A 15,178-nucleotide genomic window follows, 5' to 3' on the forward strand; every position below is an offset into this window, starting at 1 on the left:
CAAGGGATTGTTGGCCCGGATATCGTGCCTAAGCTCACGAAAATCAAGCGCCCGTGATCGGAGGAAACGCCGATCAGCCCCCCAGGAGGCGGCTGACGATGCGCGCGGCGTAGTCCACGGTCGGGATTACGCGGGCATAATTCAGCCGCGTCGGCCCGATCACGCCCAAAACACCGACGATGTGGCCGGCGGCATCCCGATAGGGCGAGATGATGGTGGAGGAGCCCGACAAGGAAAACAGTTTGTTCTCCGAACCGATGAAGATCCGCACGCCCTCAGCGGTCTCGGCGCGCCCCAGAAGGTCGATCACGCCGCGCTTGGTCTCGAGATCGTCGAACAGCAGGCGAACGCGCTCGAGATCCTCCAGCGCGTGCAGATCCTCGAGCAGATTGGCGTGGCCGCGAACGATCAGCTGGCGGTCCTCGTTCTCGCCGCCGGACCAGCTCGCAATGCCGGCCGAAATCACCTTCTGCGTCAGTTGGTCGAGCTCGGCACGGGCTTCGCCGAGCGCGGTTTCGAGCTCGAGCCGCGCCTCGGCCAGCGTGCGGCCGCGGATCCGCGCGTTGAGGAAATTACCGGCTTCCGTGAGCGCCGAGGAGGGAACTCCCGGCGGCAGCGACAGCACGCGGTTTTCGACCTGACCGTCCTCGCCGACCAGGATCACCAGCGCCTTTTCGGGTTCCAGCCGGACGAATTCGATGTGTTTCAGCCGCGCATTGGATTTCGGGGTCAACACGACCGCTGCGGCGCGGGTGAGACCGGACAGCCGCGTCAGCGCCTCCGACAGCGCCGCCTCGACCGATTGGGCGTGACCCACCGACGTCAACTGGCTCTGGATCGACTGCCGCTCGGCGTCATTGAGGTCGCCGACCTGCATCAGGGCGTCGACGAAGAAGCGTAAGCCCAGTTCCGTCGGCAAACGGCCGGCGGAGGTGTGGGGCGCATAGATCAGGCCGAGCTGTTCCAGGTCGGCCATGACGTTGCGGACCGAGGCCGGCGACAGCGGCATCGCGATCAGCCGCGAGATATTGCGCGAGCCGACCGGCTCGCCGGTCGCGAGATAGCTTTCGACAATTTGACGAAAGATGTCGCGGGAGCGCTCGTTGAGCTGGGCGAGGCCTGCGCGCGGCGCGATCAGATGGATCGGATCGTGATGGGCCACGGACGGTAACTCCTCTCAGACGCTTATAATTTGTCCATCCCGGAGGGTTCTGACAAGCGTGGCGTTTGCGGGGTGGAAAACCCGGGGTGAAAAAGCCTTGCCGCCCACCCTCACCCCACCTACAAGCACCGCGAATAGCCCTTTTCCGAGAGTTTTGGAGGATTTCCCATGCGGCCAAGCCGCCGTGCGCCCGACGAATTGCGCCCCGTGACGCTGGAGCGCGGCGTGGTCAAATATGCGGAAGGCTCCTGCCTGGTGAAATTCGGCGACACCCATGTGCTGGTCACCGCCACGCTGGAAGACCGCCTGCCGCCGTGGCTGAAGGGCCAGGGCCGCGGCTGGGTCACCGCCGAATACGGCATGCTGCCCCGCGCGACCTCCGAACGCACCCGCCGCGAGGCCTCCGCCGGCAAGCAAAGCGGCCGCACCGTCGAGATTCAGCGCCTGATCGGCCGCTCGCTTCGCACCATCGTCGATCTCGAAGCGCTCGGTGAGCGCCAGATCACGGTCGATTGCGACGTGCTCCAGGCCGACGGTGGCACGCGCACGGCCTCGATCACCGGTGCCTGGGTCGCGCTCGCCGATTGCATCAACTGGATGAAGGCGCGCAACATGATCAAGGCCAAGGTGCTGCGCGACAACGTCGCCGCGATCTCCTGCGGCATCTACAACGGCACGCCCGTGCTCGACCTCGACTATGCTGAGGATTCGGAGGCCCAGACCGACGCCAATTTCGTCCTGACCGGCGATGGCCGCATCATCGAGGTGCAGGGCACCGCGGAACGCGAACCGTTCACGCAGGACGAATTCCTCGCGCTGATGGCGCTGGCCCAGAAGGGTATCGCGCGGCTCGTGGACTTGCAGAAACTGGCCGTGGCGTAGTCAATAGGCCCATGCACCGCCGAATCACCGGAAAGCTCGTCATCGCGACCCACAATCCCGGCAAGCTCGCCGAGATGAAGGAGTTGCTCGCGCCTTGCGGCATCGAGGCGGTGTCGGCCGGTGAGCTCGGCCTGCCCGAGCCCGACGAGACCGGCAACGATTTCCGCAGCAATGCCGCGATCAAGGCGATCGCGGCGGCGCGGGCGACCAAGCTTCCCTCCTTCGCCGACGATTCCGGCATCGTGGTCGACGCGCTCGATGGCGCGCCCGGCATCTACAGCGCGCGCTGGGCTGGTCCAGCAAAGGATTTTGCCGCCGCGATGGCGCAGATCGAGCGCCTGTTGCAGGAGCGCGGCGCCACCACGCCCGACAAGCGCACCGCGCATTTCGTATCCGCGCTCTGCGTCGCCTGGCCCGACGATCATCTCGAAGAGGTCGAGGCGCGCGTCGACGGCAGCTTGGTCTGGCCGCCGCGCGGCACGGCCGGCTTCGGTTATGATCCGATGTTCCTGCCCAATGGCCACGATCGCACGTTCGGCGAGATGACCAGCATCGAGAAGCACGGCCTGCCGCCGCTTGGCCTCGGCCTGTCGCATCGCGCCCGCGCCTTCGTGAAACTGGCGGAGATCTGCCTTGAGCCGCGCTAAGCAAGCTTTCGGCGTCTATGTGCACTGGCCGTTCTGCCTGTCGAAGTGCCCCTATTGCGACTTCAACAGCCACGTCCGCCACGCCGCGATCGACGAGACGCGCTTCGCTTCAGCTTTCGCGCGTGAAATCGAAACGACCGCACAGCGTGCGCCCGGGCGTGAAGTCACCTCGATCTTCCTCGGCGGCGGCACGCCGTCGCTGATGCAGCCCGCAACCGTCGGCGCGGTGCTCGATGCGATCGGCAAGCACTGGACTGTCGCCAGCGATGTCGAAGTGACGCTCGAGGCAAACCCGACCAGTGTCGAGGCCACGCGTTTTGCCGGCTATCGCGCCGCCGGTGTCAACCGCGTCTCGCTCGGCGTGCAGGCCCTCGACGATGCCTCGCTGAAAGCGCTGGGCCGCATGCACAGCGCCCGCGAGGCGCTCGATGCCGTCGCCATCGCGCGCCGCTCGTTCGACCGTTATTCGTTCGACCTGATCTACGCCCGCCCCGACCAGACGCCGGCGATGTGGGCCGACGAGCTGCGTCTGGCGATCGACGAAGCGGCGGAGCATCTGTCGCTCTATCAATTGACGATCGAGGAAGGCACGCCGTTCTTCGGCCTGCACCAGGCCGGCAAATTGAAGACGCCGGACGAAGCGGTCGCGCGCGCGCTCTACGACGTGACGCAGGAGACCTGCGACAAGCTCGGCCTGCCCGCCTACGAGATTTCAAATCACGCGCGGCGCGGCGCCGAATGCCGGCACAATCTGGTGTACTGGCGCGGCGATGAATATGCCGGCATCGGCCCCGGTGCCCATGGCCGCCTCGACATCGACGGTATCAGGCACGCCACCGCCACCGAGAAGCGTCCCGAGGCCTGGCTGATGCGGGTCGAGACCAACGGCCACGGCAACGTCACCGACGATCTCCTCAACAGCGAGGAGCGCGCCGACGAATTTTTGCTGATGGGATTGCGTCTCGCCGAGGGCATCGACCCCGAGCGCTACAGCGCGCTGTCGGGCCGACCGCTCGATCCCAAGCGCATCGCGCTGTTGCGCGAAGAAGGTGCGATCATCGTCGATGCGACAGGGCGCTTGCGGGTCACGAGCAGCGGATTTCCGGTGCTTGATGCAGTGGTCGCGGATCTGGCGGCATAGCGAGCTGCCGTAGCCCGGATGGAGCGCAGCGTAATCCGGGACGCTTTCGCCACTCGGATAGAACCCGGATTGCGCTGCGCTCCATCCGGGCTACGAAGCCATCAAGCCCCAAAACTCTTCGGCGAGCCCGCGACCGCCACGCCACCACCTGTCGTCACCTTCATCACCGCTAACCCACGCTCATTCGTGCCATCGGCGCGGAAGCGGAACAGGCCGTCGATGCCGGCGAAGCCTGAAGGGTTGGTGAGCACGTCCGGCGAGAAGCGCGTCGGGCCTTGCGTGCGCGCGAGCGCGGCGACGAGGGCGACCGCGTCATAGGCGAGCGTCGCGGTGCGGATCGGCTCGGCGCCGTATTTGGTGCGGTAGCGGCCGGAGAAGGCGCGGAAGCCGGCCGGGTCCGGCGCGGCGTAGAGACCGCCTTGCAAGTTTGCATTGGCATAGACGCGCGGACTGTCCCACAGGCCGGTGCCGAGCAGCTGGATGTTGCGCAAATTCGCGCCCGCGGCCGTCATCGCATCGGCCACCGCGACGACGGCATCGCCGTCATCGGCGATGAACAGCGCATCCGCGCTGCCGAGCTGCTGCGCCACGGTACGTGCCGGCGTCGCGCGATCGGCGCCGTATTTCTCGAAGGCGACAATGCGGCCGCCGCGCCGCGGCACCGCCGCCTTCACCGCGGCCTCGACGACATTGCCATAGGCGTTGTCGGGCACGAGCACGGCGACCGAGCGCTTTCCGATGCTCGCGGAATATTCGACGATGCGGTTGACGTCGGACTCCGGCAGGAAGCTCAGCAGAAAGACGCCGCGGCCGGCGATGCTGGAATCGGTCGAGAACGCGATCACCGAGATGCCGCGCGTACGCGCGACCTGCGCCACCGCCGGCACCGACTGCGCGAACAGCGGGCCCAAAATGATCTCGGCGCCCTCGTCGACCGCCTGCTGCGCCCCCGCCTGCGCGCCTTGCGGGCTGCCGTTGTCGTCCTTGATCAGGAGCTGGATATTGGGATTCTGGAACTCGGCCAGCGCCATCTCGGCGGCGTTGCGCATCGACTGCGCGGCGAGGCCGGCATTGCCGGCGGCCGAGAGCGGCAGGATCACGGCAACCTTCACCCCGCCGCTGCCGGCGGTGGTGGCCTGTTGCGGCGGGCCGGCCGGCTGAGCCGGGGCCGGGGCCGGGGAGGAGCTGCTGAACGGGTTGGAAAACTGGCTGAGACTCTGCTGCACGCCGGCGCAGGCCGACAGCAAGGGGGCGCCGAGCAACAGGCCGAGCGCGCTCCGCCGGGTCGCCCCTGATAATCGAGAGCCCTGAACGGGAGATTTTGGATCGCGCGGGCCCAGCATCACAACTTCTCTTCTGACCGGCCGTCGGCCGGCCGGTCACAACATTCTTTCCACGACACAAGCCGCGGATTTAGGCATATTGTCGGCAAATAGTTAACTAAAACAAAAGGATAATGACCACTTAACGCGGCCGCACCTCAAGCCCTGGCTAGCTGTCCACCATCCGTCACCCGCATCAAGGCGGCGTTTCCGCCGCGAATGTGGCGCCGACGCTTCATTCCCTCTGCAATGTGATGCCGGATGGATCACATTCCAGTCCTTCCTCACCCCTGACCTGGCGCGATCTTTTTCCGAGGACCGGTTCCCAGCCCCCGGGATCATGCCTAAGTTCGATTCATTATGCGCGTAAAGCCGAGCCCGATAAATACACCTGAGACGACGGATCCCGCCTCGCGCGGTTTCTCCATCGACGCCCATCGGCTGACGGCGCCGAAGGCGGCGCCGGGCCTCCATCTGGTCGCCACCCCCATCGGCAATCTCGGCGACATCACGCTGCGCGCGCTTCAGACGCTCGCCGGCGTCGACGTCATCGCCTGCGAGGACACCCGCATCACGCGGCGCCTGACCGAGCGCTACGCCATCACGGCGCAGCTCAAGCAATATCACGAGCACAACGCCGAAGCGGCGCGTCCGAGGATCCTGGAGGCGCTGGGGCAGGGCGGCTCGATCGCACTGGTGTCGGATGCCGGCACGCCGCTGATCTCCGACCCCGGTTTCAAGCTGGTGCGCGAGGTCTGCGCAGCCGGCCATGCGGTCTACGCGCTGCCCGGCCCGTCCTCGGTGCTGGCCGCGCTGTCGGTCGCCGCATTGCCGACCGACCGCTTCTTCTTCGAGGGCTTTCTGCCGGCGAAATCCGCCGCGCGAAAGTCGCGCCTTGCAGAGCTCGCCCGCATCGATGCGACGCTGGTGATGTTCGACTCCGGCAACCGCGTGCAGGACACGCTCGCCGAGCTTGCCGAGATCATGGGGACGCGCGAAGCCGCGATCTGCCGCGAATTGACGAAACTGCACGAGGAGATTTCGCGCGCGCCGCTGCAGGAGCTGGCACGCGGGGCGGACACGCTGGAGACGCGCGGCGAATTCGTGCTGGTGATCGCGCCGCCTGCGGCGGACGCGGAGCTGCTGACGCCGGATGCGCTCGACGGTCTCCTGCGCGAGCAGCTCGCCGCGCACAGCGTCAAGGACGCCGTCGCGCATGCGGTCGCGCTCTCGGGCCGGCCGCGCCGCGAGGTCTATGCCCGCGCGCTCGAGCTCGCAAAGGGCCTGAGGGACGGCGATGGCGAAGACTGAGGGCGCGGAACCGAAAGTCGCCTCGCCCGAGCGCGTCGCCGCGTTCCGCACCGGCATCTCCGCGGAGAGCCGCGCCGCCGCCTATCTCATGGCCAAGGGCTACCGCATCCTCGCCAGGCGCTACCGCACCCCCCATGGCGAGATCGACATCGTGGCGCGCCGCCGCAACCTGATCGCCTTCGTCGAGGTCAAGGCCCGCGCGACGCTGGATGACGCCGCCTTCGCCGTGACCCCGCGCCAGCAGCAGCGCATCATCGACGCCGCGCAAGGCTGGCTCGTGGCGCATCCCGAGCATGCCGAATTCGAACTGCGATTCGACGCCATGCTGATTGCGCCGCGCTCACTTCCGCGCCATGTGTTGGCGGCATTCGACGCCTCGACCTGAAAGGCAGACCATGAAACTGAACGTCGCCGTCCAGATGGACCCCATCGCCCGTATCAACATCAAGGGCGATTCCACCTTTGCACTGCTCCTGGAGGCGCAGAAGCGCGGCCACGGCCTGTCCTATTACACGCCCGACAAGCTCTCGATGGTCGGCGAGGAGATCGTCGCGCCCATTCAGCTCCTGACCGTGCGCGACGAGCCCGGCAATCACTTCACGCTGGGCGAGCCCAGGCGCGAAGCGCTCAACGGCTTCGACGTCGTGCTGCTGCGCCAGGATCCGCCGTTCGATCTCGCCTACATCACCTCGACGCATTTCCTGGAGCGCATCCATCCGAAGACGCTGGTCGTCAACAACCCCGCCTCGGTGCGCAACGCGCCGGAAAAACTGTTCGTGATGAACTTTCCGCAGCTGATGCCGCCGACGCTGATCTCGCGCGACCTCGACGAGATCAACGCGTTCCGGGATAAGCACGGCGCCGTCGTCATGAAGCCGCTGCACGGCCATGGCGGCGCGGCGGTGTTCCGCGTGATGCCGCAGGACATGAATTTCGGCTCGCTATTCGACATGTTCTCGGTAACCTTCAAGGAGCCGTGGGTGATCCAGCAGTTCATCCCCGAGGTGAAGCACGGCGACAAGCGCATCATCCTGGTCAACGGCGAGTTCGCCGGCGCGGTCAACCGCGTGCCGGCCGCCGACGACCTCCGCTCCAACATGGTGCGTGGCGGCGCCGCGCAGGAAACCGAGCTCACGCCACGCGAGCGCGAGATCTGCGCGACCGTCGGCCCGGCGCTGCGCGAGCACGGCCTGCTGTTCGTCGGCATCGACGTCATCAACGGCAACCTCACCGAGATCAACGTGACGTCGCCGACGGGCATCCGCGCCATCGCGCGGCTCGGCGGTCCGGATGTCGCGGCGAAGGTCTGGGACGTGATCGAGCAGAAGCGGGCGAAGTAGGGCGCTCACTCGTAGCCCGGATGGAGCGCAGCGAAATCCGGGATCTCACAACGCGCTGCACGAGCCCGGATTGCGCTTCGCTCCATCCGGGCTACGGACATCAATTGAAACACGAGGAAGTACGCTCCTCACCCTGAGGAGCGACTACCGCGCACGCTGCGCGAAGCGCCGATGACTAACCACCCATTCACCATGACGTCGCGCGCATCGTTCGAACGAACGTCCCGCCCTGCGTGAATCTACGGGGCCATTGGCCGAGCGGATAACGCGACGTTCACCATCTGCCCAGAACGCGCATCGTCACGGGCCATCACACTCGGCCTCGCAACACCCCTTATACTTTTACTCCCTACTCATCGACGCAGGGGAACCCGCCACGTGCGGTTCGAGTGCCCCGCGTAAGAGTAGAAGCGTATGAACACCGCACGCATTGTCGTTCTCGTCATCGCGCTGGGCGCCGGCGGCGTCGCTGCGTATCTGGCGAGCGGCTTTGACAACAAGCCCGCGCCTGCCCTTCCCGTCGCCGAGAAGCTGCCGACGGTCGAGGTGCTGATCGCGAAGAACGACATCCAGCTCGGCCAGGCCGTCAAGCCCGAGGATCTGCAATGGCAGTCCTGGCCGGCGGCGACCGCGAGCAGCGCCTTCATCCGCCGCGACAGCAGGCCCGACGCCCAGACCCAGATCGCAGGCTCGATCGCGCGCGTGCCGTTGATGCAGGGCGAGCCGATCCGCGAGCAGAAGCTGGTGCGGGCCGAGGGCTCGGGCTTCATGGCCGCGATCCTGCCCTCCGGCATGCGGGCCGTCTCCACCGAGATTTCAGCCGAGACCGGCGCCGGCGGCTTCATCCTGCCGAACGACCGCGTAGACATCGTTCTGACGCGGCGCCTGAAGAATCCCGATGGCGCCAACGGCGCGACCGGCGGCAACGACCTGATCCTGTCCGAGGTCATCCTGAGCAACATCCGCGTGCTCGCGATCGACCAGGCGCCGAAAGAAAAAGACGGCCAGAACGCCGTGCTCGGCAAGACCGTCACGCTCGAGCTCAAGCCGGACCAGGTTGCGACGCTGTCGGCCTCGCGCCAGGGCGGCACGCTGACGCTCGCGTTGCGAAGCATCGCCGATGCCAACGCGTCGGAGATTTCGATCGAAGACCTGGCGGCCAAGCGGCCCGGCGGCGTGAACGTGATCCGCTACGGGGTGCAGGCACGGCAACTGACGTCACAGAAGTGATGATGGGGACACCATGAACTACGGGGATGATCGGACGGGCCTGCGCATTCGGGGGAAGCGCGCGCGCTCGTTCTGGACGGGGGCGGTGCTGATGCTGGGGCTGATCGCAGCCCCCGACGTCGTCAACGCGGCGGATGCGCCGGTCGGCGACCAGGCGCCGATGCAGGCGCCGGATCTCGGCGTGTCGCCGGTTTCGACCATCGCGCCTGCGCGCACGCGCTCGCTGTCGCTCGGCGTCGGCAAGTCCGTCGTCATCGATCTGCCGCGCGAGGTCAAGGACGTGCTGGTGGCCGATCCCAAGATCGCCAATGCAGTGATCCGCTCGTCGCAGCGCGCCTATATCATCGGCGGCCAGGTCGGCCAGACCAACGTCGTGTTCTTCAGCGCCGACGGCCAGCAGGTTGCCGCCTACGACATCGCCGTGAAGCGCGATCTCAACGGCATGCGCACGGCGCTGCGCCAATCTCTGCCGGGCGTGCAGATCGAAGGCGTCGGCGACAGCGTGATGCTGACCGGCTCGGTGTCGAGCCCGATCGAGGCCCAGCAGGCCGGCGACGTCGCCGCAAAACTCGTTGGCGGCGCGGACAAGGTCGTCAACAACATCGTCGTGCGCGGCCGCGACCAGGTGATGCTCAAGGTCGTCGTCGGCGAAGTCCGCCGCGACATCGTCAAGCAGCTGGGCGTCGACCTCAGCGCCAGCCTGAATGCCGGCACCGCGGTCGTGAACTTCAACAATTCCAACCCGTTCTCGGTCAGCGGCGGACCGATCGTCGGCAGCAACGGGCTCGGCGTGGCCGGCCTCGCCAAGGGTGTCGCCACCGTCAGCGCCACGATGCGCGCAATGGAAAGCGCCGGCGTCATGCGCACGCTGGCCGAACCGAGCCTGACCGCGATCTCGGGCGAATCCGCCACCTTCATCGCCGGCGGCGAATTCCCGATCCCTGCAGGCTATTCCTGCGATCCGGTCACCCACGTCTGTACCACCCAGGTCACCTACAAGAAGTTCGGCATCTCGCTGAACTTCACCCCGCTCGTGCTCAGCGAAGGCCGTATCAGCCTGCGCGTGATGACCGAGGTCTCGGAGCTGTCGAACACCAACGCGATCACGCTGACGCAGGCGGTGTCCTCGACCTCGAGCAACTCGATCACGATCCCCTCGGTCCAGACCCGCCGCGCCGAGACCACGCTGGAAATTCCCTCCGGGGGCTCGATGGCGATGGCCGGCCTGATCCAGCAGAAGACCAAGCAGGCGATCAACGGCCTGCCCGGCGTCGACCAGGTGCCGATCATCGGCGCGCTGTTCCGCAGCCAGGACTTCGTCAACAACGAGACCGAGCTGATGGTGATCGTGACGCCCTACGTGGTGCGCGCGGTTGCCCAGAAGGAATTGTCGCGGCCCGACGACGGCTTTGCGCCGGCCTCGGACGCGCAGACGGCGCTGCTCGGCCGCATGAACCGGCTCTACGGCATCGCGCGCAGCGTCGATCCGATCGAAGGCAGCCGCGGCGATTTCGGCTTCATCATCGACTGAGACGGACGGTTTGGGGACCGGGACAGGAAACGGGGCAAGAGGGGACAAAGCGATGACGAAGACGATCGCCGATCGACGTCGCAACCTGCGGATCGCGCTCGCGCTGACGGGGCTTTCCGTCATGCTCGGCGCCTGCAACACCACCGGTGACATCGTCACCCAGACGGTGCCGACCGACTATCGCCAGCGCCACCCGATCGCGGTGCAGGAAGCCAAGAAGTCGATCGTGATCTTCGTCGGCAAGGCGCGCGGGGGCCTCTCCACCGCGCAGCACGCGGACGTCGCGGGCATTGCCAGGGACTGGGTGCGCGAAGGCACCGGTTCGGTGATCGTCGACGTGCCGAGCGACGCTGCGAATTCGCGCGCCGCGGCGGCGACCTATCACGAAATCCGGTCGGTGCTCGCATCCGGCGGCGTGCCGTCGCGCGCCATCGTCCAGCATCCCTATCGCCCCGAGGATCCCGGCCTGCTGCCGACCATCCGCCTGAGCTATTCGAAGATCGCCGCGGTCGCCGGCCCCTGCGGGCTGTGGCCGGAAGACGTCGGTCCGAACATCCTCGACCCCGGCTACAACGAGAACCGGCCATACTTCAATCTGGGCTGCGCCAGCCAGCGCAACCTCGCGGCCATGATCGACAACCCCGCCGACCTCGAGCAGCCGAGGGCGGAGACGCCTGCCTACACCGCACGGCGCGAGATCGCCTTCGAGCGCTACCGCAAGGGCATGGCGACCACGACCATGTATCCCGAGGCCGAAAAGGCCAAACTCAGCGACACAGGCAAATGACAAGTCTTCACGACGACGAAGAAGCGGACGACCCGCGGCACCCCGAGGACCATATTGCGCCGGTTCCTCGCATCTCGGTGCAGGCCTTTTGCGAGACCGAGCAGACGCTCGCCGCGATCACCGCGGCCGGGCAGGATCGCCGTCTCGCCAAGGCGCATCTCACCGCCAAGGGCGGCGGCCTTGCCGCGGCCATCGAAGTCTATGACACGATGCCGACGCCGAACGTCATCGTGATCGAATCCGACGGCACACGCGATATCCTCGAGGGCCTCGACGATCTCGCCGGCGTCTGCGATCCCGGCACCCGCGTGGTCGTGATCGGCAACCCCAACGACACCGCGCCCTATCGCGAGCTGGTCCGCCGCGGCGTCAACGACTACGTGGTGGGACCGGTCGAAACCCTCGACGTCGTCCGCTCCATCTGCAGCCTGTTCTCGGCGTCGGAAGCCATCATCACCGGCCGCGTCATCGCGGTGGTCGGCGCCAAGGGCGGCGTCGGTGCGTCCACGGTCGCGCACAACGTGGCCTGGACCATCGCGCGCGACCTCGCGCTCGATTCCGTCGTGATCGATCTCGACCTCGCCTTCGGCACCGCCGGCCTCGACTACAACCAGGACCCGGCGCAGGGCATCGCCAACGCGGTGCTCTCGCAGGACCGGCCGGACACGGCGCTGATGGAGCGCCTGCTCGCCAAATGCACCGAGCGCCTCAGCCTCCTCGCGGCGCCCGCAACGCTCGACCGCGTCTACGATTTCGGCGCCGAAGCTTTTGATGCGATCTTCGACACGCTGCGCATGACCACGCCCTGCATCGTGCTCGACGTTCCCCACCAATGGTCGGGCTGGACGCGCCGCGCGCTCGTCAATGCCGACGACATCGTCATCGTGGCCGAGCCCGATCTGGCCAATCTGCGCAACACCAGGAACATGCTGAGCGTGCTCAAGGCGGCACGACCGAACGACCGTCCGCCGCTGTACTGCATCAACCAGGTCGGCATGCACAAGCGCGCGGAGATCGACGTCAAGGCGTTCGCCAAGACCATGGAGAGCCAGCCGATCGCGGCGATCCCGTTCGACTCGAAATTGTTCTCGACCGCGGCCAATAACGGCCAGATGATCGCGGAGGTCTCCAAGAACCACCGCACCACCCTTCTGTTCCAGAACATGGCGAACCGCCTCGCCGGGCGTGGCGAGGTGAAGAAGCCGAAGCGCTCGCTGCTCGGGCCGCTCCTGAAGAGGCTCAAGGGCAGGGCGGGTCGCGGGTCAGCCCCGCATCGCAAGGTGTCGTAAGCACCAACGAGAACGAGAAACGAGGGCGGGCTATTTGTCCGCCCGCTGCTGCTTCTTCGCGAGCAACTGCCGCAGCGCCGTGACCTTTGCCGCGGCCTGATCCGGCGGCAGGTCGGCCTTCACGATGGTCTCGGCCTCGGCCTGCTTTCCCTGCAGTCCCACGACGAGCGCCAGATTGGCGCGCACGCGGGAATCGGCGCGATTGCGCTCATAGGCGCGGCGCAGTGTTTCCTCGGCCCGCGGCAGATTGTTCTGGAGCATGTAGGACAGGCCGAGATTGGACAGAACCTGCGGCTCCTCGGGCACGATCTTCAGCGCTGCCGAATAATATTGCTGCGCCTCTTCGTTGCGACCGAGCTGATCGAGCGCTGCGCCTTGCGCCGACAGGATGCGCCAGTCCGGATCCTCAGGCGTATGCGCGCGGCTGAGCACATCGAAAGCCTGCTGGAAATTGCCGCTGTCGGCGAGCGCGCGGCCGTAGCCGGCGAGCAGCGCCTTGTTGCTCGGATGGGCGAGCACGGCCTGCTCCATCACCGCCACGGCCTGGGCGCGCTGGCCGGTCTCGCGCAGCGCCATGCCGTATTCGAGCGCGACGTTGGGATCGGAAGGCTTGGCGCGATAGCGCTCGCGAAGCGCGTCCATGTCCGGCTTCGGATCGGCCCTGCCAGCCGTTTCCGACTTGCCACCGAGCGCGCCGGTGATGTCCTCCAGACTCGTGGTCTGGCAGCCGCCGAGGGCAAGCATCACGAGCGCGGAAAGCAGGAATCTCGCCGGCGGAGAGGCAAGGGACGAACGCTTGGGCATACTCTGATCACTCGGCGACTGATCAGCGATGCTTACCGATTAACGCTAAAGTCCAGTTAAGGAACCCGGTCCGTCCGGCTCAATCGGTGAACTCGGCGCCGAATTCGCAGCCGATGCGCCAGCGCAGGCGGCATTGGCGGGAATAATCGGGCGCGAAGATGATGGTGAATTGCGGCGGCACTTCCAGAAACTCCGCCACCACTTTCACGCCGCCATCGGAGATATCCGTGATCGTGCAATCCCTCGGCAGCGAGCCCGCGCCAAAGTGAATCTTGGCGAGCCGAGTGCACACCCGTCGTTCGCTTCTGCGGCGATTTGCAAGCATTTGAATTGTTCACCCGTTAGATCACGGCCCATCCCGCAGCTCTAGGAGTAGCGAACATTCGTTGGGATGTGCTGATGAGAGCCGCTCGCATTCGAGGCGTAGTGTCTGCGTGATGTTTACGACCGGTTAGGGTTTTCCGGGCCCTCGGGTTGTTCTCGTACTGTTCTTGCAAGAAAGATCGGGCTCTGCTACCCCTAATTGTGCGAGAGGGCAGGCTGGTTCGAGCATGGTTCAGCGGGTTTCTACCGTCGCCTTTGAGGGGATAGAGGCCCGCGCGGTCGACGTGCAGGTGCAGGTCGCGCCCGGCCTGCCCGCCTTTGCAAATGTGGGTCGTCAATGACAATTGACCCGTCAGAACGGGATATCATCCTCTTCGATTTCGCCGAGGATAGCGTTCAGAGCCTTGTCTGCGCCTCGTGCATGGCGAAGCGCCAGGTTGTGCAGTTCCGACATCATTCTAAACCACGGTCCCCCCACCGGATGCCCGTCCTCGTTATCAAGCTCTTCGTCATCGAAGCGATCAACCACAACCCCTTCTTCGTCGAGCACGGAGACGGTAATGACATCCGATCCTTCCATGGCCGCTTCCTTCAGCACAATCTGCACTGAATAGTCTTTGAACGACACTTGGAACGTGTTTTTCGACACGCTCTCCTGCCAGTCAATGCCACTTCTCTGCGTCTTCTCAAAAAGCGCCTTAACGAGCCGCTTAGGTTTGCTCAGCGCCATTGCGAACCTCCTGAACTGTCTTCAATGCGGTCAGGACATCGACCAGCTTGTCTATGTCCCGCGAAAGGATGGAATTGAATTTTGCGACGGGAAAGGCGCTCTTATTCGCGAGAGCCTTTTCGATGTGATCTTCCATGGTGCTTAGGTTTGCTACCGCATTCTGGATTACGGCAAGCTGCTCGTCGGTGAGTTTGACTTGGGACGCCTTTAGAACGATCAATTGCTTGCGAATGGTCGCATAGCGCTCCGGGAGCGTGCTGGAAATGCCCGTCTCGCGGTGAGCGCGCTTGATGTCCTCAAGGACTGCTATCGCCGTCGAAAAATCGACCATTGTTTCCAGAAGCCGAATGCTTTCGCGCGTGGCTTGCGCCGCCTCCTGCGCCGCTATAGCCGCGTTCTTCGACTTCCGAACGCCAACGAGAGTTGCCCCAAAGCCAAAAATCGCAATCAGGAAGCCGCTGACGTCGGCCCACGTACCAGCGAGGTCACGTGCCTTCAGCCATGCAAGCGCCGGTGTCAAATACTCAAGCAAAAATACGTTCCCCCAACCCGAGGTTGCCATACTGATTGATGGTGAGAAAGGTATGAGAAAGTATTGGCTGCGGCTAACCACCGAAAATGCGATCGGACCAAACGGGTGGCCATCACAGCTATCCACGTATAGCACTCCGGCCCCCT

16 protein-coding genes and 1 pseudogene are annotated in these 15,178 nt (G+C 65.5%); 11 read left to right on the forward strand and 6 right to left on the reverse strand.

Annotated elements, in window-relative coordinates:
• Window positions 1–73: 73 nt before the first annotated feature.
• Window positions 74–1,162, reverse strand: a complete 1,089-nt coding sequence (gene hrcA, locus AB7G19_RS00960) for a heat-inducible transcriptional repressor HrcA (protein WP_063980248.1) — start codon at window positions 1,160–1,162, stop codon at window positions 74–76.
• Between the two features lie 168 nt (window positions 1,163–1,330).
• On the opposite strand from hrcA, the gene rph reads away from it, so the two are divergent.
• Genes rph through hemW form a run of 3 tightly spaced genes read left to right on the forward strand, consistent with a single transcriptional unit; the run spans window position 1,331 to window position 3,832 of the window.
• A complete protein-coding gene (gene rph, locus AB7G19_RS00965) occupies window positions 1,331–2,044 on the forward strand; it encodes a ribonuclease PH (RefSeq protein WP_014490830.1) in 714 nt (237 codons plus the stop codon).
• Window positions 2,045–2,055: 11 nt separating this feature from the next.
• Window positions 2,056–2,691, forward strand: a complete 636-nt coding sequence (gene rdgB, locus AB7G19_RS00970) for an RdgB/HAM1 family non-canonical purine NTP pyrophosphatase (RefSeq protein WP_085404973.1) — start codon at window positions 2,056–2,058, stop codon at window positions 2,689–2,691.
• Entirely contained in the window at window positions 2,678–3,832 is a 1,155-nt protein-coding gene (gene hemW, locus AB7G19_RS00975) for a radical SAM family heme chaperone HemW (RefSeq protein ID WP_085404972.1), read from the forward strand. The genes rdgB and hemW overlap by 14 nt, the downstream gene beginning before the upstream one ends.
• A gap of 101 nt (window positions 3,833–3,933) precedes the next feature.
• Here hemW and AB7G19_RS00980 read toward each other — a convergent pair whose 3' ends face one another.
• Window positions 3,934–5,175, reverse strand: a complete 1,242-nt coding sequence (locus AB7G19_RS00980; RefSeq protein WP_085404971.1) for a penicillin-binding protein activator — start codon at window positions 5,173–5,175, stop codon at window positions 3,934–3,936.
• 339 nt (window positions 5,176–5,514) lie between these two features.
• On the opposite strand from AB7G19_RS00980, the gene rsmI reads away from it, so the two are divergent.
• The 7 genes from rsmI to AB7G19_RS01015 all read left to right on the forward strand — a co-directional run bounded on the left by rsmI (window position 5,515) and on the right by AB7G19_RS01015 (window position 12,642).
• Entirely contained in the window at window positions 5,515–6,465 is a 951-nt protein-coding gene (rsmI, locus tag AB7G19_RS00985; RefSeq protein ID WP_354077165.1) for a 16S rRNA (cytidine(1402)-2'-O)-methyltransferase, read from the forward strand.
• Window positions 6,452–6,850 (forward strand): YraN family protein, encoded by a 399-nt coding sequence (locus AB7G19_RS00990; protein ID WP_028155515.1) that lies wholly within the window; start codon window positions 6,452–6,454, stop codon window positions 6,848–6,850. The genes rsmI and AB7G19_RS00990 overlap by 14 nt, the downstream gene beginning before the upstream one ends.
• A 10-nt stretch (window positions 6,851–6,860) precedes the next feature.
• Window positions 6,861–7,805 (forward strand): glutathione synthase, encoded by a 945-nt coding sequence (gshB, locus tag AB7G19_RS00995; RefSeq protein ID WP_085404969.1) that lies wholly within the window; start codon window positions 6,861–6,863, stop codon window positions 7,803–7,805.
• 414 nt (window positions 7,806–8,219) lie between these two features.
• Complete coding sequence (cpaB, locus tag AB7G19_RS01000) at window positions 8,220–9,035, forward strand: Flp pilus assembly protein CpaB (RefSeq protein WP_014490823.1); 816 nt, start codon at window positions 8,220–8,222, stop codon at window positions 9,033–9,035.
• Window positions 9,036–9,048: 13 nt separating this feature from the next.
• Complete coding sequence (locus AB7G19_RS01005; protein WP_085404968.1) at window positions 9,049–10,566, forward strand: type II and III secretion system protein family protein; 1,518 nt, start codon at window positions 9,049–9,051, stop codon at window positions 10,564–10,566.
• Window positions 10,567–10,618: 52 nt separating this feature from the next.
• Entirely contained in the window at window positions 10,619–11,353 is a 735-nt protein-coding gene (locus tag AB7G19_RS01010; protein ID WP_085404967.1) for a CpaD family pilus assembly protein, read from the forward strand.
• Window positions 11,350–12,642 (forward strand): AAA family ATPase, encoded by a 1,293-nt coding sequence (locus AB7G19_RS01015; protein WP_354077161.1) that lies wholly within the window; start codon window positions 11,350–11,352, stop codon window positions 12,640–12,642. The genes AB7G19_RS01010 and AB7G19_RS01015 overlap by 4 nt, the downstream gene beginning before the upstream one ends.
• 30 nt (window positions 12,643–12,672) lie before the next feature.
• On the opposite strand, the gene AB7G19_RS01020 is transcribed toward AB7G19_RS01015, so the two are convergent.
• Together AB7G19_RS01020 and AB7G19_RS01025 are read right to left on the reverse strand one after the other, a co-directional pair.
• A complete protein-coding gene (locus AB7G19_RS01020; protein WP_085404965.1) occupies window positions 12,673–13,446 on the reverse strand; it encodes a tetratricopeptide repeat protein in 774 nt (257 codons plus the stop codon).
• A 79-nt stretch (window positions 13,447–13,525) separates the two neighbouring features.
• Window positions 13,526–13,771: a PilZ domain-containing protein gene (locus AB7G19_RS01025; RefSeq protein ID WP_027534981.1), complete on the reverse strand. Its 246-nt coding sequence runs from the start codon at window positions 13,769–13,771 to the stop codon at window positions 13,526–13,528.
• A 226-nt stretch (window positions 13,772–13,997) separates the two neighbouring features.
• Between AB7G19_RS01025 and AB7G19_RS01030 the strand changes: the two are divergent.
• A pseudogene (locus tag AB7G19_RS01030) lies at window positions 13,998–14,102 on the forward strand (ATP-binding protein); the annotation flags it as partial.
• 20 nt (window positions 14,103–14,122) lie between these two features.
• Here AB7G19_RS01030 and AB7G19_RS01035 read toward each other — a convergent pair.
• A complete protein-coding gene (locus AB7G19_RS01035; protein WP_085404964.1) occupies window positions 14,123–14,500 on the reverse strand; it encodes a hypothetical protein in 378 nt (125 codons plus the stop codon).
• Window positions 14,481–15,158, reverse strand: a complete 678-nt coding sequence (locus AB7G19_RS01040) for a hypothetical protein (protein WP_144030857.1) — start codon at window positions 15,156–15,158, stop codon at window positions 14,481–14,483. The genes AB7G19_RS01035 and AB7G19_RS01040 overlap by 20 nt, the downstream gene beginning before the upstream one ends.
• Window positions 15,159–15,178 lie beyond the last annotated feature (20 nt).

The sequence above is a fragment of the Bradyrhizobium sp. 215_C5_N1_1 genome, assembly GCF_052075935.1.
Classification (GTDB): Bacteria; Pseudomonadota; Alphaproteobacteria; order Rhizobiales; family Xanthobacteraceae; genus Bradyrhizobium; species Bradyrhizobium barranii.